Raw genomic sequence first — 21,659 nt, 5'->3', positions numbered from 1 at the left:
GGCTTTTTTGTATCTTGTTAAAACTGAAACCTAGCCCGCGCCAAACTTCAAAATCATCGTCTGCTGGTAGGGCATGTCCGGCCCGATCATCACCGACGGAAATTCCGGGCGGTTCACCGCATCCGGGAAACCGTGTGTTTCCAGGCACAGCCCGCTGTGACGTGACATTGGCGACCCATCGACATTCTCGCAGCTGCCATCCAGAAAGTTGCCACTGTAAAACTGCACACCGGGCGCCGTTGAAGAGACCTCCATGCTGCGCCCACTGGACGGGTCATACAACCACGCAACGGGCTTTAATATTCCTGTGTCACTCCCATCGACTACCCAGTAGTGATCGAACCCACCGGCCACCGCGTCAATATCCCGCCCGACTTTCTTCGCCACACGGAAGTCCATCGCTGTTCCAGATACCGGATTTATCCGGCCCGTTGGTATCTGCTGTGCATCCAGTTCCACGGTGTTATCGGCGTAAATTTCCAGCTCGTGCTGCAATACGTCACCAGCACCCGCCAGATTCCAGTACCCATGGTTGGCGAGACTGATTGGTGTCTCGCAGTCACTTTTTGCGCGGTATTCACAAATCAGTCGATTGTCGTCCGTGAGCTGATAAGAGACCGAAATTTCGACATTCCCCGGGTAGCCGTTTTCGCCCGCAGGACTGTTGTATCGGAACGCCAATGTCTTGGCATTCCCCCCGTCTTCCAATGTCCAGTGCTGGGTCGAGATACCCTTTGGACCACCGTGCAGCTGATTGGCCCCCTCGTTTGCGATCAGGCTGTAGGATTTTCCACTCAGCGAAAATTTGCTGCCGCCAATCCGATTGGCCACCCTGCCGACCGTCACCCCCAGGTAGAGCGGGTTGGTTTGCCACAAGCTCACGTCCCTGTACCCCAGGGCGATATCCTCCACCACACCATGGCGATCGGGCGCTCGCACCCGCGTCAGCCCCGCCCCCAACGCACTGACCTCCACCTGTACACCCGCGGCATTCTCCAGTACAACCTTTGCTTTATTCTCAGGGGAAGTGGTATTCAAAAGGGTATCCTTCATTCGGGTTGCACGATGCGTGGTGATTGACAGGTGGTGCGCGAAAGCGCCCGCATTGACGATGTGTGAACACCGCGCCCGTCAGCAGTGGCCATTAATACCATGCGATCCCTGGCAGAACCACGACACTGCCCGTCTTGTGGACACGTGGCAACATCATCATATTGCCGAGTTTCCGCATTTTAAGTAGGGTAATAAGTACTCGCTGCCAATATAGACATCGTCATGTACACCCCAACAGAAGTACGGTCTCCCTGGCTTCGCCACTTCATTCCCGGCGGCTTACTGGTACTGGCGCTCATGGGGGCCCTGGAATGGGTACTCATGTCCCAACCCCTCTCAAACACCCCCGCCCTCACACGCTCCCTGGCACGGTTATCTCTTCTCGCCCTACTTCTCGGCTTTGTCGGCTACCGAATGTTCCGTCGACAACAGAAACTTACTGGTCGTCTGTCCGACACGGTCAACCACCAACAGCAGCTGAATGACAGGTATCAACGGGAGTTACTGGAGCGAGAGGCAACGGAATTGGCACTGTCAGACCAGCTGCAGTTTCTCCAGATCCTTGTGGACGCCATCCCCGCGCCCATTTTTTACAAAAATGCCAAGGGCGTTTACACCGGTTGCAACCGGGCATTCGAGGCATTTCTAGGCAAGCGCCGGGAAGACATTGTCGGCCACTCGGTCTACGGTATTTCACCAGGGCCGCAGGCCAGGATATACCACGAGAAAGATATTGAACTGATGCAGCAGCGCGGCCATCAGGTTTACGAATCCCAGGTGGTTTACGCCGATGGAAGCCTGCACGATGTTATTTTCAACAAGGCAGCGTATGAACTGAAGGATGGCCGGCTCGGCGGTTTGATCGGTGTGATTCTTGACATCACCGATCGCAAAACACTGGAGCGCGAACTGGTGGCGGCCAAGGAAAAGGCGGAGTTTTACAGCCGCTCCAAAACCGAATTTCTCACCAATATGAGCCATGAAATCCGCACACCCCTCAACGGGATCGTGGGCTTTAGCCAGGTGCTGCTGAACCGCAGTAAAGCGAACGGCTTACCACAGGAATATCGTGACTTTCTGGAAAAAATTGCCATGAGTGGCCAGGGGCTCGCGGAACTGGTCAACGATGTGCTGGACATCTCCCGTATCGAGTCTGGAAAAATCGAAGCAGTAGAGGAAGATTTCCAGCTGCGCAGCCTGATCAATTGCATTCTTGTTTCCTGTGAGTCACAGGCCAGTCAGAAAAGCCTCCGCCTACAGCGCAACATCGATGCGCGCTTGCCTGATGTCATTCGCAGTGACCGCGGCAAACTCTCTCAGATCCTGATCAACCTGATCGGCAATGCCATCAAGTTTTCCCCTGCCAACAGCGCGATTGATATCCAGCTGCACTATCAGCAGGACGAACAAAACGCAGAGCAGATTGCCATCGAGATCAGCGACAGCGGTATCGGTATTTCCACGGAGCAGCAGGCAGTTATTTTTGAGCCGTTTGAACAAGTGGATAAATCCGCTGACGGACAAGCGCGGGGAACCGGCCTGGGGCTTCCGATTACCCGCCGGCTGGTGGAACTGCTCAATGGCGAAATCCACCTGGAAAGCGAGCCCAATGTGGGGACCCGCTTTCGGGTAGTACTGCCCTTGCGCCAGGGGCTGCCGATAGAGCCTCTGCCCGAAACCGATGAGGCATCAGTGGAGAACCTGCGGGGATTCAGAGTACTGATTTTTGAAGACAACGCCCTTAACCAGACGCTGATGCAGGCGTTTTGCGACGACCTGGGCGTAAACGCCACCTTTGTGGCCAACGGTCGCGAGGGGATTGCGCTGGCTATGGATATACGCCCGGACCTGATTTTTATGGATATCCAGATGCCCGGCCTGAGCGGCCTGGAAGCGACAGAGGAAATCCGCCAGATGCCGGAAATCCGCAAAACCCCGATCATTGGTCTATCGGCAGCGGCATTCAGTGAACAACGAAGCGCTGCGCTCAACGCCGGTATGAACGACTACCTGACCAAACCCATTGCTCTTCCGCACCTGATCACCGCCCTGCAGAAAAATCTGGGCTTGGGCACGGAGCCGGCGTAGTCCATGTAGCCGTACCAGAAGGAAAAAAATGGGCAGCCAAAGGCTGCCCATTTTTATTTGGCCGCATGAAAATACAGCCAGTCCATCCTGTGAAGACTGGACTACTTCAGGTCGAAGCGATCTGCGGTCATCACCTTGGTCCAGGCACTGACGAAGTCATTGACGAACTTCTCGTCGTTGTCTTGGGTCGCGTACAGCTCGGACAGCGCGCGTAGCTCGGAATTGGAACCAAAAATCAGATCCACCGGGGTGGCGGTCCACTTCAATTTTCCGCTGCTTCGGTCACGCCCTTCATAAATACCCGGCTGTTTCGCGGATTTGTTCCAGGCGGTCTCCATGGACAACAGGTTGACGAAGAAGTCGTTGCTCAGTGCACCGGGTTTGTCGGTCAATACACCGTGCTTCACGTCGTCGTGGTTGGCGCCGATGGTACGTAGCCCGCCCACCAGTACGGTCATTTCCGGTACGCTCAGATCCAGCAGGTTGGCGCTATCAATCAGTGCATCCACCGGCGCCAGATGCGCTTCGCTGTGATAATAGTTGCGGAAGCCATCCGCCTTGCGCTCCATAAAGCTGAAGGACTGCACGTCGGTCTGCGCCTGGGCGGCATCGTTGCGGCCCGGCTTGAACGGTACGCTGATGTCATAACCCGCTTCACCTGCGGCCTGCTCGATGGCCGCCGCACCGCCGAGCACAATCAGGTCTGCCATGGAAACCTGCTTGCCACCTTTGGCCTTGCTGTTGAAGTCCTTCTGGATGTTCGCCAGTCGGTCCAGCACCTTCTCCAGTTCCTGCGGGTCATTCACCACCCAGTCTTTTTGCGGCGCCAGGCGAACTCGGGCACCGTTGGCACCACCGCGCATATCGGTGGCACGGTAGGTTGAAGCAGAAGCCCAGGCGGTGCGCACCAGTTCCTGGGTGCTCAGGCCGCTGTCCAGCACTTTGCTTTTCAGCACTTTGATGTCGGCGTCATCGATCAGCTTGTAATCCACTTGTGGGATTGGATCCTGCCAGATCAGCACTTCTGCCGGTACTTCATCACCCAGGTAGCGGGCGCGCGGGCCCAGATCGCGGTGGGTCAGTTTGAACCAGGCCTTGGCGAAGGCTTTCTGGAATTCGTCCGGGTTCTTGTGGAAACGCTCGGAAATTTCGCGCATTTCCGGATCTTCTTTCAACGACAGGTCGGTGGTAAACATCATTGGCGCGTGGCGCTTGCCTTCGATGTGCGCATCCGGCACAAACCTCGCCTGTTCGGCATTTTCCGGCTCCCACTGGATATGGCCACCGGGGCTCTTGGTTTTCACCCACTCGAAGCCAAACAGGTTATCCAGAAACTGCGTGGACCAGGCAATGGGGTTTGCCGACCAGGCACCTTCGAGACCACTGGTGACTGTGTCTTCGGAGTGGCCTTTGCCGCATTTGTTTTTCCAGCCAAAACCCTGCGCTTCCAGCGCCGCGCCGGAGGGTGCTTCACCCACACAGTCGGAGGCCTTGTGAGCGCCGTGGGCCTTACCGAAGGTGTGGCCACCGGCGATCAGGGCGACGGTTTCTTCGGTGTTCATGGCCATGCGACTGAAGGTCTGGCGAATACGGTCCGCGGCGGCTTTGGGATCGGGCTTGCCACCGGGGCCTTCCGGATTCACGTAGATCAGGCCCATGTGAGAGGCCGCCAGCGGTTTCTCGAGTTTTTCGCCGTCGTAGCGTTTGTCCTGGCCCAGCCATTCGCGCTCGGAGCCCCAGTAGACCACGTCCGCTTCCCAGTCGTCTTCGCGGCCACCGGCGTAACCGAAGGTCTCGAAGCCCATGGATTCCAGGGACACGTTGCCAGCCAGCACCATCAGGTCTGCCCAGGAAATTTTGTTGCCGTATTTCTGTTTGATTGGCCACAGCAGGCGGCGAGCCTTGTCCAGACTGACGTTGTCCGGCCAGCTGTTCAGGGGCTCGAAACGCTGCTGACCACCGCCGGCACCGCCGCGACCATCGTACACACGATAGGTACCGGCACTGTGCCAGGCCATGCGGATAAAGAAGGGACCGTAGTGGCCGTAATCTGCGGGCCACCAGTCCTGCGAGGTGGTGAGGACCTGTTCGATATCTTTTTTGACTGCGTCCAGATCGAGGCTTTCAAAAGCTTTTGCGTAGTCAAAGTCTTCGCCCATTGGGTTGGACTTTTCCGCGTTCATACGCAGAGGTTGCAGGTCGACCATGTTCGGCCACCAGTCCTGGTTGGACATGGGTTTGGAGGACTCAGCGTGAGCGCTGGCAGAAATGGCGGTTGCCAGTGCCACGGCGAGAGAGAGGGATTTCTTGAGCATTGGGTTGCGTTCCTTATAGTCTCATCAATCAGACGAGAGAATCCTATAGGGGCACGCAATCACCTTGAAATTAGACGTTATTATCGACCTTATTGAGAACCACAATCTAAAAACCGACACTAATAGCGTGGAAATATCAGACTGATAGGCAGTACCAATCGAGTGTTCACCGGAGTGCTATAGTGCGCCTTCAATCCCACTTTCCTTGGCGAATCGCCCCAGGCTCCTGTTTATGTCCACCGCGCCAATGCCCAACGCGCCCTTGTCCCCAGCGCCACAAACACAAAAAGTCGCCATCTTTGTGGATGTACAGAACGTGTATTACACCGCGCGAAAAATTTTCAATCGCAACTTTGATTACAATACCTTCTGGCGCAAAGCCACAGAAGGCCGGCAGGTCACCACCGCGATTGCCTATGCAGTTGACCGCGGTGACCAGAAACAGCGGGAATTTCAGAATATTCTCAGGGCCATCGGTTTCGAGGTAAAACTGAAACCGTTTATCCAGCGCGCCGACGGCTCCGCCAAGGGGGACTGGGATGTGGGCATCACCATCGATGCACTGGAAGAAAGTGCGAGTGCCGATGTGGTGATTCTGGTCTCCGGCGATGGGGATTTTGATTTACTGGTGCAGAAACTGCGAGAGGGCCGCAGTAAAAAGGTTGAGGTGTACGGTGTTGCGGCATTGACCGCGAACACCTTGATCAATGCCGCCAGCGAATTTATTCCAATTGAAAATAGCCTGCTGCTGGGCTGAACAATCTCGCTGAAATTTACCGAGGTATGGCGGCCGCCAGTGCAGGAGTTTCAGGGCCGACCGCCGGATTGGAAACAAGTGCGACTTCGTACCGGTTGCGCCCCGCCTGTTTTGCCCGGTACAGCGCCGCATCCGCCGCTTCGAACAACCGCAGGGACGAAGCCACATTCCCTTGCTCACAGGCGGCAATGCCGATACTCACAGTGAGCGACATATCCTCCAGTTCCATCTCCGCCACCACCTTGACCAATCGCTCGGCCACCGATGCGGCCTGTATCCGGTTTGCCCGCGGCAACAAAATGGCAAACTCCTCCCCGCCATAACGGCAAGCCAGCACCGGTTTGCGCACCTGCTTGCGAATCAATTGCCCCACGGCACACAGGGCGGCATCCCCCCGCGCGTGCCCCAGGCGATCGTTGATCGCCTTGAAATGATCCAGGTCGAGGATCAACAGGGCGAGCGGCGTGCCGTTGCGAGCGGCCAGTGCGAACTCCCTCGGAAACTGTTCATCGAAGTAGCGACGATTGAACAGCCCGGTCAATTGATCCGTATATCCCTGCCGCTGCAATTCGCCAACCCGGGCGCCCAGCGCCAGAGAGAGCAGCACCATTTCCACCAACGCGCCCACCTGGAAGGCATTGTGGGTAAAACTATTGTGGGGAACCAGGCCGAAGGTCTTCAGCATATAGATCACCACGCTCACCAGTAGCGCCGTCCAACCCACCAGGAAATAGCGCGCGGGCACCGAGCCGCGCAACAGGCTGATCGCCCCCATGACCATAAACAGTATCGACAGCAGCAGGGTCAGGGTGGCCAGGCTCAGGATCATTGGGCCGTAACTGACAAACGGCGCAATGGCCGTCAGGGGAAGCAGCAGGTACAACAGAAAGCGCGCTACCCGGTCAGTGCGCGGTGCCAGTTGCGGGCCGCAACAGACGGTGCGCACAAACTGGATACCGAAGATCAGCGTCAGGCCGAGCAGTATCACCAGGCTCTGATTGGCAAGCCACGGGTTACCCGGCCACAGATACTGAAATGACAGCCCGTTGTGTACGCCAAAATACAGGCCGTAGCTGATCGCATAGCCCATGTAATAGGCGTAGGCCCGATCCCGCACCGCCAGGAACAGAAACAGGTTGTAAATCACCAGTACCAGAAACCCACCGTAATAGATCCCCAGCAGAATCTGCTCTTTACCCAGTTGTGGCAGAAACGCCGTTTCACTGCTGACGCTCAGGCCAATATTCATCGAACCTGCAGTCTGATAGCGCAGATAAAAGGTTTGCGTGCTGTTGGCGGGCAGGGATATAGGGAACACAAAGTCCCGCAGATTGAGTGGGCGAGAATGGAAGGGGCGACGATCGCCGGTGGCAGTATGCGTCCAGCCGCCCTCGACATTCGGTTGCCAGAAATCCAGCCGGTCGATCAACGGGTAGTCCTGGCGGACAATCAGCCGCAAACGGTCACTTGACGGGTTATGAAGAGAAAACGCTACCCAGTAGGCGGCGCGGCTGAAACCGAAATTTGTCTGGTCGGCGGGGACCGGCTGCAACGGGTTCAGGCTATCGGTCACACGGATAGCATCAAACGTCAGCGCTCCTTGCGTGTCCTCGAGCAGGCGTAAATGCGGCGTCAATGTCTGCAGCGCCACGCCTTCACTGACGACCAATGGCTGCATTGGGGGCATCGAAACCTCGGCCCTTGCCACCGCTGTCGCCAGAGCGATCCACAGCAATCCCCATATCCAACTGGCGATCTTCATCGCACTGCGCCCCGATCATTTTTTGATGTATTTATGACACGGAATATTACCACAGCGCCTTCCATTCCCAGGCCAAACTTCGGTATCGACCTAAACTGGTTCCATCCAAATGACCGGAAGCGGGTGCCGAGCCAGCCACAGTAGAACCGGCACCCCCGGAAAAATCCGGCCGGTTATCTCTTGCGTATCGAAATAAAAGTTCAAGCAATGGCATTCAAATCAAAAAGCGACCGCGCCTGCGCACGGGCAAGTACCGTCTTATCCGTTACCCTGCTTTTAAGCAGCACTTTCATTCCCCTAGACACTCGTGCCGATTGCCAACCTGCCCCGCCTAATTCTGGAGATACTGTCACCTGTAGCGGAACCAGCAACGGGTTTTCTGTCAGCGGACTCAGCGACCTCACTATCGACATCCTCGCGGGCACGAGCTTTAACGGGCCACTACAGGCACAGATGATCGACTCCCTGACCATCGACAACCAGGGCATATTGAGCTCTCTGAATCTGCTGAACAACGGCATGGTGACGTTTACCAATGACGGCACCGTCAATCAGGGAGTCCGCGTGAACAGCGGCGGCAGCCTGAGTATCCTCAATCAAAGTGGTGGCACCATTAACAGCGGCGTTGAAGTCGTTGGCAGTGCGGATACGCGGGTGGATAACTACGGCACTATTCAAGGCTCACCTTTTTCCCTGGATGCCGGCGCGGATACAGTCATCAACCGTGCCGGTGGCCGAATCAATACCCAGCTTGACCAAGGTGCGGGCACCGATACCTTTTTGATGGAAGGCGGATTCGTCAATAGCGTGCAACAGGGTGCCGGAGACGATCGCGCGGTCATTCTCGACGGCGAACTGCCGACCTACATGGCTGGTGCGGGCAACGACGAACTCTCCTGGAGCGGCGGGGAGGTCCGCAATGTGAATATGCAGGAGGGCGATGACTTCGCTCGCCTGATTGGGCTGGACGACAGCAACCTGGGTGGCTATCCGATCAATGGCGGTCAGGGTTCCGACCGTCTCGACTGGGAATCCTCCACCGGCGATAGGCCCAACCGCCTGACCCAGTGGGAACAGATTCGTCTGCTCGGCAGTTCTCAGCTGACCATGAACGGCGACCTGATACTTGGCGACAGCAATACCGGTACCGGAACCCTGTTGATCGACCGCGATGCCACCCTGCTGGCCAACAATGGCCAGCGCCGTATTGCTCCGGCGGTTTCCGGTAACGGCGTCACCCTGACCAATGCCGGCAGTATCGATATGGTTGGCAACGACAATGCCAGCGGCCAGTTACTCGTGACCGGCAACTATGCGGGTGTGAACGGGCGTATGTACCTGGATACCGTACTGGGCAGTGACGGCTCGCCATCGGACCGGATGATTGTCGACGGCAATGAGACCGGCTCTACCACCCTGTTTATTAACAACACCTTCGGCCAGGGCGCGATGACCCGCGGGGATGGCATTCTCGTCAATGAGGTGCGCAACGGCACCAGTAGCAGCAGCGCTTTTACCCTCGGCGGTATTGTCGCGGCCGGCCCCTATGAGTACTTCCTGTTCCGCGGCGGTGTGTCTGCCGGTACCGAAAACAATTGGTATCTGCGCTCGCATACAAAAAATATCGACCCGATACAGACCAGTAGCTCCAGTAGCTCTTCCAGTTCTGGTGGTAGCAATTCATCGAGTTCCAGTAGTTCATCGAGTTCCAGCAGTTCGTCGAGTAGCTCGTCCAGTGGTTCTTCAAGCAGCTCTTCGAGCGGCTCATCCGGCGGCTCTACGAGCAGTTCCTCCAGTAGCTCTTCAAGTAGCTCTTCCAGTAGTTCGGGGGGCAGCGCATCGAGCAGTTCCAGCTCCAGTGGCTCTGGTAGCAGTAGCAGCTCTTCCAGCGGTAGCTCTTCAAGCTCCAGTTCTAGCGGCGGCTCATCCTCGAGTTCATCGAGTTCCAGCTCGTCTAGTTCCAGCTCTTCAAGTTCTTCAAGCTCTGGGGGCTCCAGCAGCTCAAGTTCTGGCAGTGGCAGTTCATCGAGCAGCTCCTCTGGATCCTCCAGCTCCTCAAGTTCTAGCGGCTCCAGCAGCTCGAGCTCTGGCAGTTCTTCCGGTAGCTCTTCCGGTAGTTCTTCAGGCAGCAGTAGCGGTTCCAGCTCTTCGGGAAGCTCATCCGGCTCGAGTAGCGGTTCCAGTTCAGGTAGCGGCTCGAGCTCAGGCAGCAGTTCAAGTTCAGGCAGTAGCTCCAGCTCCGGTGGCAGCTCATCATCCAGCAGCTCCGGTGGTCCCGAGATCCTTACCGACCCCATCCCCATCTACCGGCCGGAAGTCTCGGTGCACGTGACCCTGCCTTCGGTAAGCCGCGCACTGGGCCTCGAAAGTCTTGGCACCTTCCACGAGCGCGAGGGTGAGCAGGCCTGGTCCAAGCGCAACGACGGTCTCGGCGGCCTGTGGATGCGCGCCTTTGGCAATCACCTGCAACAATCCCAAGGCGGCTCGGTGCGGCCGGAATTTGACGGCGACCTGTGGGGCGTACAACTGGGTGCGCCGCTGTATGGCCGCGGACCAATAGACGGGCAACGGGATATTTTCGGCATTATGTTTGGCGTCAGTGGCGCCAGCGGGGATGTCAGTGGCTTTGCCCTGGCCGAGGAGAACCTGAATACCGGCAAGGTAGAACTGGATCAGTACAACCTGGGCGGTTACTGGACCCACCACTGGGCGGGTGGCGCTTACTTCGATGGTGTGCTGATGTATGCAAACTTTGATGGCGATAGCCGTTCACACCGAGGGATCCGCGCGGATATTGATGGCGACCAGTGGCTCGGGTCCATGGAAGCGGGCGTGCCGATTCCCCTCGACGGGGTATGGACCCTCGAACCCCAGGCGCAATTGGTGTGGCTGCACCAGCGCACCCGGAATACCCTCGATGCATTTTCAGACATCCACTTTGACGATGTCGATGCGCTCACCGCGCGAATAGGCGGACGCATTGTTGCGGATATTGTGCGCGGCAACCGCCGCTGGCGCCCCTACTTCAAGGCAAATATCTGGTACGAGGATCACGGCTCCGACGCCGTGCTATTCAACACCACGTCCATTCTGGTGGACCGCGGTCAGGCAGTACTGGAAACGGGCGTTGGCCTCACCGCAGACTTCAGCGGCACCACCAGCCTGTTCGGCATTATTGATTACACCCGCGATATCGACTCCAGCGAGTTCGACGGGTTTGAAGCGCGTATCGGTTTCCACAAGAAGTGGTAACCCGTATTGAAATAATTTGTCGCGGCACTCTCGAACCCGGGTGCCGCCTTATTTTCCCCACTTCGCCTGTCCCCCCAATTTTCCCCGCACACTTTCCCCACACACTTTCCCCTTCGCCACATTGAGCGAGCGATTGATAATCTATATCATTCGCACCCTCAGGGGCAGCGGCCGACTCGGCTGATGAATCCACATGCCCCAGCACCCGGGAACACCGACACCATCTCAATCAGGGGCAGGGAATGACTTCCATCCAAAAAAACACCTTGGCCGCAGTGATCTGCAGCCTGTGCGCGTCCGCTGCGGTCCACGCAGACGAATCCATCGAAACGGTCACCGTCACCGCGAGCCGCAGCAACAAGCCGATCAGCGCCATTCCGAATACCGTCAAGGTGCTGGACCGCGCCGCGCTGGACGAGCAACTGGCCATGAGCAGCAGCCTGCTGGACAGCCTCAGCTTTACCGTGCCGAGCCTCACCCCCGCCCACCAAAAGATAACCAGCAACGGCGTTACCCTGCGGGGGCGTACCCCGCTGTATATGGCCGACGGCGTGCCGCAGTCCACCCCCCTGCGCAACGGCGAGCGCAGCGGCTTTACCATCGACCCGGACTTTATCGAGCGCGTGGAAGTGATTTACGGGGCCAATGCCATTCAGGGCGTGGGTGCCACCGGCGGTGTAATCAATTACGTCACCGTGGACGCGCCGGACTCCGGCGACTGGCTGCGCCGGGTCAATACCACCATGACCACCGACGCCCTGCTGGATGGCGACAACCACTACAAGATCTCCGGCCTGGTGGGTAAGAAATTCGAGCAGAGTGATTTCGTCACCGGCATCGCCTACGACGCGCAGGATATTTACTACGACGCCGACGGCGATCCCATCGCAGTAGACCCGATCCAGGGCGACTTTATGGATAGCCAGAGCTGGAACCTGTTCAGCAAATTCGGCTACGACCTGGACGCCGCGCAGCGCCTGGAAGTCTCCGCCAACTATTTCAACCTGGCCGGCGATGGCGACTACCGCGTGGTCCCCGGTGACATGGCCCTGGGCATCCCTGCCACCTCCGAAAAAGGCCGTGGCGATGGCGATCCCACAGAAAACGAGGCGCTCAACCTCACCTTCAGCTACACCCACAGCGATCTGCTGGGCGGTGAGCTGAGCGCGCAGACCTTCTATTACGATTTTTACGCACTCTACGGCGGCGGTACCTTTCCTGCATTCCAGGATCCGGACATTGCCCCCGCGGGCACCCTGTTTGACCAGTCTGCTCTGGCCTCGGAAAAGGCCGGTGCCAAGCTGACTTTTATCCGCGACAACACCTTGGTTGACGGCCTGCAACTGGTGACCGGCCTCGACTACCTGCGCGATAACACCTACCAGGAACTGGCCCAGACCCACCGCCTGTGGGTTCCGAATATGGTGTATCAGGGTTGGGCGCCCTTCGTGCAGCTGGAACAGCGCCTGATCGACGACCGCCTGCGCCTGTCCGCCGGTGGCCGCGTTGAAAACGTCACCCTGAAAGTCCCCAGCTTCACCACCGTGGCCGGTGCCAACAACACCTTTGTGGACGGAGATTCTCCGGACTTTAGCGAAGTGCTCGGCAACGCCGGTGCGGTATTCGACGTGACCGATAACCTCACCCTCTTCGCCTCCTTCGCCGAAGGCTTCACCATGCCGGACGCCGGCCTGATCCTGCGCGGCGTAAACACCCCGGACCAGACCGTAGCGGACCTGGTGGACCTGCAGCCGGTGATCGCCGACAACACCGAACTCGGTGCGAATTATCAGAACGGCGGCCTCGAAGTTGCCGGCAGCTACTTCTGGTCCAACTCCGATTTCGGCTCGCGCATACTGGTAGTCAATGGTGTGGGCGAAATCACTCGCCAGAAAACCGAAATCAACGGCCTGGAACTGAGCGTCAGCTACCAGTCTGAATCCGGCGTGCGCTCCGGTATTGCCTACAGCCAGCTGGAAGGCCGATTCGACAGCGATAATGACGGCCGCCTGGACAAAGACCTGGACGGCCGCAATATCGCTCCGGACCGGGTAAACCTGTACGTGGCTGGGCCCCTGGCAGAAGAAGTTCAGGGACGGCTGCAGTACTCGGTACTGCTGGACCGGGATTTTGACGGTGGCCTGCCGCAACACAACTTCGATGGCTATCGCCTGCTCGACGCCGTGGCCACCTACACCAATCCCGAACTGGGCACCTTCACCCTGGGTGTGGAAAACCTGCTGAACGAGTCGTACATCACTTATTACTCTCAGACCCTTACCTATGTGAACGACAGCACCTATTTTGCCGGTCGCGGTCGCACATTGAGCCTCGGTTGGAACAAGAATTTTTAAACGCAGACACCTGTAAGATCCACGGCGAACGGCCAGAGCCTGATCAGTTACAAGCCCCGCAAGTATTCCTTGCGGGGCTTTTTTGTCGCGCCACTTGTCTATACCCTTACCTGTAGCCTTACTACTCCCAGTTCGAATTCAGGTACCCGAAGTGGAAATTTCTGCGCTCTATCATTTCCCGGTCAAATCCCTGCAGGGACACAAGTCCAAATCCCTGCCTCTGGACGCCTTCGGTGCGGTGAACGACCGTCGCTGGATGCTGGTGGATTCGGACAATCAATTCGTCACCCAGCGCCGCACCCGTGCCATGGCACAGCTCAAGGCAACAGTGACGGCACAGGGACTACGGCTGGAAAATGCCGATGGCGAACGCTTCGAGGTCATTCAACCGACGGCGGATGCCGAGCGCAGAACCGTACGTGTATGGAGCGACGACGTGACCGCCCGCGATGCCGGTGATGAACCGGCCCAATGGCTGAGCGAACAACTGCAAACTCCGGTGCGCCTCGTGGCCATGGGCGAAGAATTCAGCCGGCCTTTGGAGGTGCCACGCGAAGACCGCCAGGTAGGCTTTGCGGATGCGGCGCCACTTCTGGTGATTAGTCAGGCCTCTCTCGATGACCTCAACAGCCGCCTGGTAGAACCAGTGTCCATGCTGCGCTTTCGCCCCAACCTGGTGATCAGCGGCTGCGAACCCTTTGCCGAAGACAACTGGAAAACCCTGACCATCCATACTCACGACGGCCCGCTGACCTTCGACTGCACCCACCCCTGCGCCCGTTGTGCTATTCCCGGCCTGCATCCTTTCACCGGGCGCGCGCAAAAAGAGCCGCTGAAAACATTGGCCAGTTACCGACGCTGGGAAGATGGGCAGATTTACTTTGGCATGAACCTGGCGCCGGCGGCGGCGGAGCAGAAAGCCGCGACCATCTGTGTGGGCGACCGGATAGAAGTACGCTGAATCAGGGGTTCCTTCCGTATATTCCACAGTCCGATGGACAGTTGCACCATCGAATGGCAGGGCACGAAAATCGCTTTCGTGCCCTGCGCACTTTCCATTTACATCACCACCGCTTTTGCATTGACCGGCTGCAGATGTTTATCCACAAACCCCACCAACGCTTCGACGGTTTTCTGCCGTGTTTTACTTTTCACCAGGTTGTGGGTTTCCCCTTCCAGTTCGACCAACTGTACCGTCTTTTTTGCCCGCCTGAGTTTCTTATACATAAGCCTGGACTGCTCGAACGGCACTATCATGTCGTCCTCGCCGTGAATCAAGAGTACCGGCGCCTGAAAAGAATCGGCATGGTAGGCTGGAGAAACTTCCCGCAAACGATCTTTGCCGGTATCTCCCGCACTCATAATATCCGCCCAATAGGCCACCACCCAGTGGTCACTACCATACTCTCGCTCTTCATCCCGCATCATTTCTTCGAGATCTGTGACACCATTGATGGAGACCACGCAACGGTATAAATCTGGGGTCAATGCACCACCGGCCAGTGCTGCGTAACCGCCATAACTGGCCCCCGCGATACAAACGCGATCCGGATCAACCATGCCGCGCTCCACCAGTGCAGCAAGGCTATCCGTCAGGTCGTCCTGCATCTTCTTGCCCCACTCCCCATGCCCGGCATTACGGTGATCCACACCGAACCCGGCAGAGCCGCGAAACTGCGGCTGGATAACCAGATAACCTCGACTGGCCAAGGCCTGAGCCATCCAGTCAAACCCAAGACTGTCATACGCTTCCGGACCACCGTGCGGCAACATGACCGCGGGCAGGTTCTTCATGGATTGCACCCGATCACCTGGGATCGTCAGCAACGTTGGAATGATCAACCCATCCCGCGCTTTCAGATTTATTTTGCCAATGGGATTGATCGTCTCGGGGCCAAAGTGCGGGCGTGTATCCGCCACATGCTGAGGCGGCTCACCCGCGGTAAATTTGTAGTAACTACCAGAAATCTGTGATCCCTCAACGTACACAACCAGATCCTGCAGGTCCTGACTCCAGTCAGCCAGCCAAACGGAATGTTCGGGAAATGATGTGAGAATCGCGCTCAGACGCTGATCCAGTGTCTCATCAAAAAACTTGTACGACGGGCTGAAGCCTGAGTATCGGACCCCCAGCACCACACGATCCAGTCCCATATATATTTGTTCGATATCCGCATCTCCACGACCTATTTCCGCTTGCACCAGCTCTCCCCCTGAAAGATTCAGTGTGTAGAGATCAATACGCCGGCTTCCACTGTTTACCGCCTTGATAACCAGAGATGTCATATCCGGTGTGGTACCAACGACGGCAATGCGTGGAATGGAAGTTTCGTCGCGAAAAATTTCCTTCCAGTCCTCCTCCTGACGGGCAAGAATTCGGTACAGATTGCGATGGTCATCGAACAGTACGTGGGCAATCACTTCTCCCTGTTTATTCAGGATAAAATCCACCGAGGAATTGCGCCCTTTGAAATGCACTTTTGGCCGGTCCGGAGAGTCCACTTCAACCGCCATCAGTGAATGCCGCGGTGACAGGTCATTAACGCTGTCGGGAACCAGGGCAGGCATATACAGATATTTTTTGTCGGATGACATACCGACAATCGTCCCCAAATCGCTTTGAGATTTATAGACTCCATCACCCGGTGTAAGCAGCGGTCGCACCTCCTGCCGCTTCACATTAAAAGCATAGGCCGTACTCCACTCGTGCTTACCTTTGTAGCCCATCAACCAGCGCACCACCGAGCCCACAAGAACCAGCTCATCTTCGCCGACGAAGTACATTTTTTTCGGTGTGATTTCCGCGAGATCCATAGAGGCGATATGGCGGTTTTCCGCCAGGGAGTACACCACGGCAAAGTGCTTGCCATCCTGATGCATTCGGTAGGCGATTCGCTCACCACTGGGAGACAGCGCCACCATACTGATCGTTGGCAAGGCTCCGTAAGCGCGGACATCCGGTAGATCGTTACCACTTTTCGACCAGGCCACGCTGGCTGGAAGCAACCCAAAAAACAACAGTCCCATCGTCAATAAGATAATTTTCATTGCATCTGTACCTATTCTTCTTTCTCTCAAAATCCCAGGCTGGCCACGTTTTCCCTGCCACCCATTAGACCCAATGCCGTAACAAATTCACTTCCCGCCCAAACCTCTATACAATTTGCGGTCAAATACCGATCAGTCACGAGACGGCGATGACAGCGCAATTCCAGGTGATTACCGAAACCAGCCGCAATCTGAACATCCAGATTGCCCGGGAAATCGCCCAAAAGATCCTTTCCGGAGAACTCCCCCAGGGCGGCATCATTCCCGGTGAGGTCTACCTCTGCGCCCAGTTTGGGGTGAGCCGGACGGTGCTGCGGGAAGCGATCAAGCTGCTCCAGTCCAAGGGCATGCTGGAATCCAGGCCCAAGGTAGGCACCCGGGTATGCAGTGAAACCCAGTGGAACTTCCTCGACGCGCAACTGCTGGAGTGGATGGCCGGAGTAGAAACTACTGAAAGTGTCTACCGGCAGTTCCTCGAATTGCGCCGTGCCATCGAACCCCAGGCCACCGCACTGGCTGCCACCAGGGCCACACCGGAGCAACGCGCCGGCTTGACTGAGGCGTTTGAGCAAATGGCTGCTATCGCCAAAAACTTCGATCAGCAACAGTGGACAGAAGTCGACACCCAGTTCCATCGCATTATTTTTCTCGCTACCGGGAACAGTTTTTACACACCGTTTGGCAATGTCATGGCGGCTATGTTGCAGTGGTTTATCCGCTTTTCTTCCAAAGAGGGCGGCGTCTGTATCGATGAGCACCGGCAGATATACGAAGCGATTATGGCGGAAGATCCCGAGCGAGCCATGCAGGCGAGCATGTCGCTAATGGAAAGCCATAAGCATCGACTCGGTGAGTCCTGACTTCACTGCAATTGCCACAACCGACACGTAAAAAGCCGGCAATCGCCGGCTTTTTACGTTGAACATTACTGGAAGCAGTCCCAGGCGTAGGAAGTCAACAACATCCCTCCCCATAACCAGAGAATATCCAGTTGTCCGCTTTTCCAAAGGTTCATATCTGGCTCCTGATAGTGGTGCCACGTTATGTATTTTTATTGCGTGGCACTTTTTTATGATCCGGCGATATGGCCCCGTGGATATTCGCACCGGCCTTGCGGCCGGCGCGATCATCCATTACTCGGCAGCACCCTGGTGGGAAACCAGGCGGAAGCTGTCGAACAGAACAACAGTGTCGGACGCTGGGGCGCCTTCAAACGCGAGCTTGAAGTCATCGACACGATTCTCACTGCCATCGCCCTGATATTCAGCAAATATGGTCAGTGAAGTGTTGTCACCTGAATTGAACGATACTGAGTCCGGACGGAAGCTGTCATCCGCTTCGAGCGCCTCATCCAGCAGGCTGTAATCCGAAACCTTCTCGGCAACAACCGTGGTACCGTCTGCTCCTTTCACACCAAACTTCACCTTGGCGTCATTACCATCTTTTTCCAGAATATACATGGACAGGGTGTAGTCGGTATTCGCCAGCACGCTGACAGTTTGTGAAATACTGGGATCGGCGGGATCGCCAAAATCTTCACCAGCGTTGTACTTGAACTTGATAGAGCCGTCAGCACCACTGGCGGAGTTGCTGGAGTCCTGTACCTGGCCGATACCGGTCCCTTCGTATACATCCCAGCCTTCCTGGTCCTCTAAGGTAAAGTCCGGATTAATGATCACCGCTTCATTGGCAATGTCGTCATCGATCAGTGCGGAAATTTCAGCGCTGGTCGCGTCACCAGAGTTGAAGCTCACGGTAGCAAGACGGAAATCGTCAGTGGAACTCAAGTCGCCGCGGAAAGTTTCTCCTCCGGCAACCACCTGCAGTGCCGCATGTCCTTTCACGAAGGCAGAGAAGGTGTAGTTTGTATTGGGCTCAACAGTCACCGTCTGGGACACACTTGCGGTCGGCGAGTCGAGCTTGACGCTGCTGCCGCGCGAGAACACCTCGTCGGCCATATCCGTGAGCACGGCGCCATTATTCGTCCAGCCTTCCAGGCCGTTGTCGAAGTCGTGGTTGGCGATGTCCACTTTTTTCACGAAGCCGCGGCTCATGGGCGCAACGTAATTGATCGGGCCAACATCTTCCGCATTCAACAAGCCTGTGGTGGCCGCATCGTCAGAAGTTTCATCGGCACCGGCCAGGGTAGTGGCGGTACGAACTTGGCCGTCCATATCCGCAGTCACTGCACCAAAGGTACCACTCTCAAGACCGGTGGCTGCCGCCAGATCAACACTGCCGTCGGGGCGATAAATACCCTTGGCGTCTGCCGCAAGCATCGCGTCTGCAAAGGTGATGCCTTCCACAGTGCTCAGGGAATCGCTATCAGAGAACGCCTGGCCGAAGAAAATGTTACCGCCAACAACGGAGTTCGACGGCATGCCATCCGCGGCCTCAACAATCACCGGGCCCAGGGCGTCGGTAATAATATTGTTGTGCAGGTAGATATCCCGTGGATTGGTGGCTTTACCACCGCCGTCTACGTTCAGGCTGTTTACGCTGTCCACAATGGTGTTGTGGGCGATCAGCACATTTTCCACCTGCTGGTAGCCGTTGTCGTCATTGCCATCCGCACCGAGTAACACAATACCGCCGTGATGCAGGGTGTCTTTGTAGCGTGCGCCCTGGATGTAGTTATTCACGATGGTGTGACCATCGTCAATTACACGCAGGCCAGCCGCAAACGGATGGTCATCACCCAGGATGAAGTTGCCACTGATGGTAGCGCTGGAACCGTGGCGGGTGGTGATGGAGCCGTAGCTGTCGCGCACGGTGTTGTTGCGAATGGTGTTATTACCAGACTTGTTGGAAATAACTTCTGCTTCGCCCTGGATACGCTCGAAGTAGTTGTATTCCACGGTGGAGAAAGAATCACCGGTGTGGGAATCGCTGGTACCGATACGAATCGCTTCGTACTCGTTATCGTCGTTATCCGCGTAAGCCTTGCCGTTTACCGGCGGACGATCACCAAAGTAGTTGTGATCGATGGTCGCGCGATCCACTTCCATGGTTTCAATGGTCATGCCACCGTCGGTGTCCAGCCAGCGATCCACCACCAGCAATGCGCCGCGGGTAGTTTTACCGGCAAACCAGCTGTGGTCCACACGGTTGTTGGCGCCGTAGATATGCACCCACTTGCCGGAGTCCTCGCTGTCCACATCGAAGTCGACAATAGTGAGCTCGGTAATACGGCAGTTGTTACACGGAGTATTGCTATTGCCGCGAGTCTGGATCAGGTCGCTGTTGGCCGAGCTACCATCTTTGAACACGAAGCCCTGCAGCACTACAAACTCGCCGCTCATGTTAACGCTGACTTCGCCACCGATAGTCACTGCACCGGACTCGGCGGCTGCCACTGTGATCGGTGCCTCTTCGGTACCAGTACCGCCGAAGCTCAGCTCAAGTCCGGTGTACTCACCAGCAGCCAGACACACGGTTGTGCCTGCAGCCATGTCGTAACTGACCGCTTCTTCCAGCTCGGAAGTGCTGTTTACGGTGCTGTCGCAATTGATAGCGGGAACGGAATCGTTATCCCCCAGGCTGCCACGGGTGAAGTTGGGGCCGGTTTCGGGCTCGGGCTCGGGCTCGGGCTCGGGCTCAGGCTCAGGATCGGGATCGGGATCGGGATCGGGATCGGGATCGGGATCGGGATCGGGATCGGGAACTGTCACATCCGGTGGGTTGGTATTGGAATTATTGCTGGAGCCATTATCACAACCCGCCAGACTGGCGAGCAGGACAAGGCCTATCAAATACTTGATATTCAAGGCATTTCCCTCTCATCGCATTTTTATTCAATTATTTTTGCTTTCCTCGACCACCCGGGGCCGAAGAACCAATACGCTATCAAAACTCTATTTGTTGGACAATATTATTGTTTATAAGAAAGGAAAATAACCAAACAGAAGGTTTGGGGAGGATGCCTGTGGCGACATAAACTATTGAATTAGCTCGGAATTAAAAAATATGGCCATTTATTGAGCGGAGGCAGGATTTGTGAGCATTACCCGCAATTGTGTGGAATTACTCGAAGCGGGCAGCCGCTATCACGTGCATTACGGAGACCGGCTGGCCAACCATCTGCCCATGGTGCTGATCGCTCTGGACAAACTGTCAGCGGGCCCCACTGAGCTCAAGCACACCTTCGACCGCAGCACCCCACACCTGCAACCACGCCCCGGCAGCCCGGTGCAGGAAATCACTGATATCACCGAATGTCGCAATCGCGACGACCTATTCCCCAGCGCTCTGCACTACTACGAACAGCAGCTCAAGCACCTCGGTATCGCCAAGTGCCTGCAGCAGGAATTACCCAAACTTCTCCCGGCCATCGCCACCGCCGCCTTCCACGGCCTAATTCGCACCGCCTATGGCGTCGACGCTCGCCACCTGGAAGAAATCGCCATGGGTCTTGCTTACTGGAACCTCGACTACCACGAACTGACGAGTCGTACAGAAACCACCCCCGCCATCGCAACCGCCAAAGAAGTGATTCAGCGGGTAACCGATAAATACCCCGAAATACCCCTCGCCCCAGGCAACATCGCAGACCATATGCACTCCGTCACCGGTCAAGCGGGCTGGATGGAAGCAACAATCCAACCCAGGTTGCTCGGCCTTGAAGACATTGCCGGCGTCGCGATCGATGCCTACCTCGGCACCCGGGACTTCACCCTGCTACACGGCGTAACCGGCTGTCACGCTCTGCGCCTGATCCTGCCCTACTGCACAGATCAGGAGGCGGCGTTGCGCTATTTCTGGCAGGGCCTGGTGATTGCGTATTTGAGTACCGGGCCAAAAACGATCCAGCCGGTGAAATCAGAAGTGATTAAGGACATCCCGCAACGACAGGCGGAAATCACAGAAAAGGCGCTGCACAGTGACGATGATCATGTGATCAAACTGGCGTACAGCGCATTGGAAGAATTTCACTTTTATGGGAACAGGGAGTACCTGCAGGTTTTTTGCTGATAAAAAGTCCGCAAGATACTATGTCGGGAAATCACATCCGTCGAGCAATCAAAGCTGTC

13 protein-coding genes are annotated in these 21,659 nt (G+C 56.6%); 7 read left to right on the top strand and 6 right to left on the bottom strand.

Annotation, left to right across the window (positions count from 1 at the left end; translation table 11 throughout):
* Positions 1-30: 30 nt before the first annotated feature.
* Positions 31-1,038 (bottom strand): aldose epimerase family protein, encoded by a 1,008-nt coding sequence (locus Q1A74_RS09815; RefSeq protein WP_299595215.1) that lies wholly within the window; start codon positions 1,036-1,038, stop codon positions 31-33.
* Positions 1,039-1,374: 336 nt separating this feature from the next.
* Between Q1A74_RS09815 and Q1A74_RS09810 the strand changes: the two genes are divergently transcribed.
* Positions 1,375-3,141: an ATP-binding protein gene (locus Q1A74_RS09810; RefSeq protein WP_299595213.1), complete on the top strand. Its 1,767-nt coding sequence runs from the start codon at positions 1,375-1,377 to the stop codon at positions 3,139-3,141.
* A gap of 101 nt (positions 3,142-3,242) precedes the next feature.
* On the opposite strand, the gene katG is transcribed toward Q1A74_RS09810, so the two are convergent.
* On the bottom strand, positions 3,243-5,456 hold the full coding sequence (katG, locus tag Q1A74_RS09805) for a catalase/peroxidase HPI (protein ID WP_299595211.1): 2,214 nt from the start codon (positions 5,454-5,456) through the stop codon (positions 3,243-3,245).
* Positions 5,457-5,688: 232 nt separating this feature from the next.
* On the opposite strand from katG, the gene Q1A74_RS09800 reads away from it, so the two are divergent.
* Positions 5,689-6,213: an NYN domain-containing protein gene (locus Q1A74_RS09800; RefSeq protein WP_299595209.1), complete on the top strand. Its 525-nt coding sequence runs from the start codon at positions 5,689-5,691 to the stop codon at positions 6,211-6,213.
* A 16-nt stretch (positions 6,214-6,229) separates the two neighbouring features.
* On the opposite strand, the gene Q1A74_RS09795 is transcribed toward Q1A74_RS09800, so the two are convergent.
* Positions 6,230-7,891 carry a diguanylate cyclase gene (locus Q1A74_RS09795; protein WP_299595207.1) on the bottom strand — a complete coding sequence of 554 codons (1,662 nt, stop codon included), beginning with the start codon at positions 7,889-7,891 and terminating at the stop codon, positions 6,230-6,232.
* On the bottom strand, positions 7,869-7,994 hold the full coding sequence (locus Q1A74_RS09790; protein WP_299595205.1) for a hypothetical protein: 126 nt from the start codon (positions 7,992-7,994) through the stop codon (positions 7,869-7,871). The genes Q1A74_RS09795 and Q1A74_RS09790 overlap by 23 nt, the downstream gene beginning before the upstream one ends.
* Positions 7,995-8,182: 188 nt before the next feature.
* Between Q1A74_RS09790 and Q1A74_RS09785 the strand changes: the two genes are divergently transcribed.
* The 3 genes from Q1A74_RS09785 to Q1A74_RS09775 all read left to right on the top strand — a co-directional run bounded on the left by Q1A74_RS09785 (position 8,183) and on the right by Q1A74_RS09775 (position 14,542).
* The gene (locus Q1A74_RS09785) at positions 8,183-11,227 is read left to right on the top strand and encodes an autotransporter outer membrane beta-barrel domain-containing protein (RefSeq protein ID WP_299595203.1); all 3,045 of its coding nucleotides are present in this window, start codon (positions 8,183-8,185) and stop codon (positions 11,225-11,227) included.
* A 242-nt stretch (positions 11,228-11,469) separates the two neighbouring features.
* Positions 11,470-13,581 (top strand): TonB-dependent receptor, encoded by a 2,112-nt coding sequence (locus Q1A74_RS09780; RefSeq protein WP_299595201.1) that lies wholly within the window; start codon positions 11,470-11,472, stop codon positions 13,579-13,581.
* A gap of 151 nt (positions 13,582-13,732) precedes the next feature.
* Positions 13,733-14,542: an MOSC N-terminal beta barrel domain-containing protein gene (locus Q1A74_RS09775; RefSeq protein ID WP_299595199.1), complete on the top strand. Its 810-nt coding sequence runs from the start codon at positions 13,733-13,735 to the stop codon at positions 14,540-14,542.
* Between the two features lie 98 nt (positions 14,543-14,640).
* Here the strand turns inward: Q1A74_RS09775 and Q1A74_RS09770 are convergent, their stop codons facing one another.
* Positions 14,641-16,629: a prolyl oligopeptidase family serine peptidase gene (locus tag Q1A74_RS09770; protein ID WP_299595197.1), complete on the bottom strand. Its 1,989-nt coding sequence runs from the start codon at positions 16,627-16,629 to the stop codon at positions 14,641-14,643.
* A gap of 149 nt (positions 16,630-16,778) precedes the next feature.
* Here Q1A74_RS09770 and Q1A74_RS09765 point away from each other — a divergent pair, with 149 nt between their 5' ends.
* Complete coding sequence (locus tag Q1A74_RS09765) at positions 16,779-17,489, top strand: FadR/GntR family transcriptional regulator (RefSeq protein ID WP_299595195.1); 711 nt, start codon at positions 16,779-16,781, stop codon at positions 17,487-17,489.
* A 273-nt stretch (positions 17,490-17,762) separates the two neighbouring features.
* Here Q1A74_RS09765 and Q1A74_RS09760 read toward each other — a convergent pair whose 3' ends face one another.
* Complete coding sequence (locus Q1A74_RS09760) at positions 17,763-20,396, bottom strand: chondroitinase-B domain-containing protein (RefSeq protein WP_299595193.1); 2,634 nt, start codon at positions 20,394-20,396, stop codon at positions 17,763-17,765.
* Positions 20,397-20,625: 229 nt separating this feature from the next.
* On the opposite strand from Q1A74_RS09760, the gene Q1A74_RS09755 reads away from it, so the two are divergent.
* On the top strand, positions 20,626-21,600 hold the full coding sequence (locus tag Q1A74_RS09755; RefSeq protein ID WP_299595191.1) for a questin oxidase family protein: 975 nt from the start codon (positions 20,626-20,628) through the stop codon (positions 21,598-21,600).
* The last annotated feature ends 59 nt before the right edge of the window (positions 21,601-21,659 follow it).

This window comes from uncultured Microbulbifer sp. (assembly GCF_947504145.1).
Classification (GTDB): domain Bacteria; phylum Pseudomonadota; class Gammaproteobacteria; order Pseudomonadales; family Cellvibrionaceae; genus Microbulbifer.
This window is presented reverse-complemented; position numbering and strand designations above follow the sequence as displayed.

Excerpts from the sequence above, each read along its gene's own strand:
- Q1A74_RS09810 (WP_299595213.1), top strand. The coding sequence starts at position 1,375 with ATGTCCCAACCCCTCTCAAACACCCCCGCCCTCACACGCTCCCTGGCA.
- Q1A74_RS09795 (WP_299595207.1), bottom strand. The coding sequence starts at position 7,891 with ATGCAGCCATTGGTCGTCAGTGAAGGCGTGGCGCTGCAGACATTGACG.
- Q1A74_RS09790 (WP_299595205.1), bottom strand. The coding sequence starts at position 7,994 with ATGATCGGGGCGCAGTGCGATGAAGATCGCCAGTTGGATATGGGGATT.
- Q1A74_RS09800 (WP_299595209.1), top strand. The coding sequence starts at position 5,689 with ATGTCCACCGCGCCAATGCCCAACGCGCCCTTGTCCCCAGCGCCACAA.
- Q1A74_RS09780 (WP_299595201.1), top strand. The coding sequence starts at position 11,470 with ATGACTTCCATCCAAAAAAACACCTTGGCCGCAGTGATCTGCAGCCTG.
- Q1A74_RS09770 (WP_299595197.1), bottom strand. The coding sequence starts at position 16,629 with ATGAAAATTATCTTATTGACGATGGGACTGTTGTTTTTTGGGTTGCTT.
- Q1A74_RS09765 (WP_299595195.1), top strand. The coding sequence starts at position 16,779 with ATGACAGCGCAATTCCAGGTGATTACCGAAACCAGCCGCAATCTGAAC.
- katG (WP_299595211.1), bottom strand. The coding sequence starts at position 5,456 with ATGCTCAAGAAATCCCTCTCTCTCGCCGTGGCACTGGCAACCGCCATT.
- Q1A74_RS09785 (WP_299595203.1), top strand. The coding sequence starts at position 8,183 with ATGGCATTCAAATCAAAAAGCGACCGCGCCTGCGCACGGGCAAGTACC.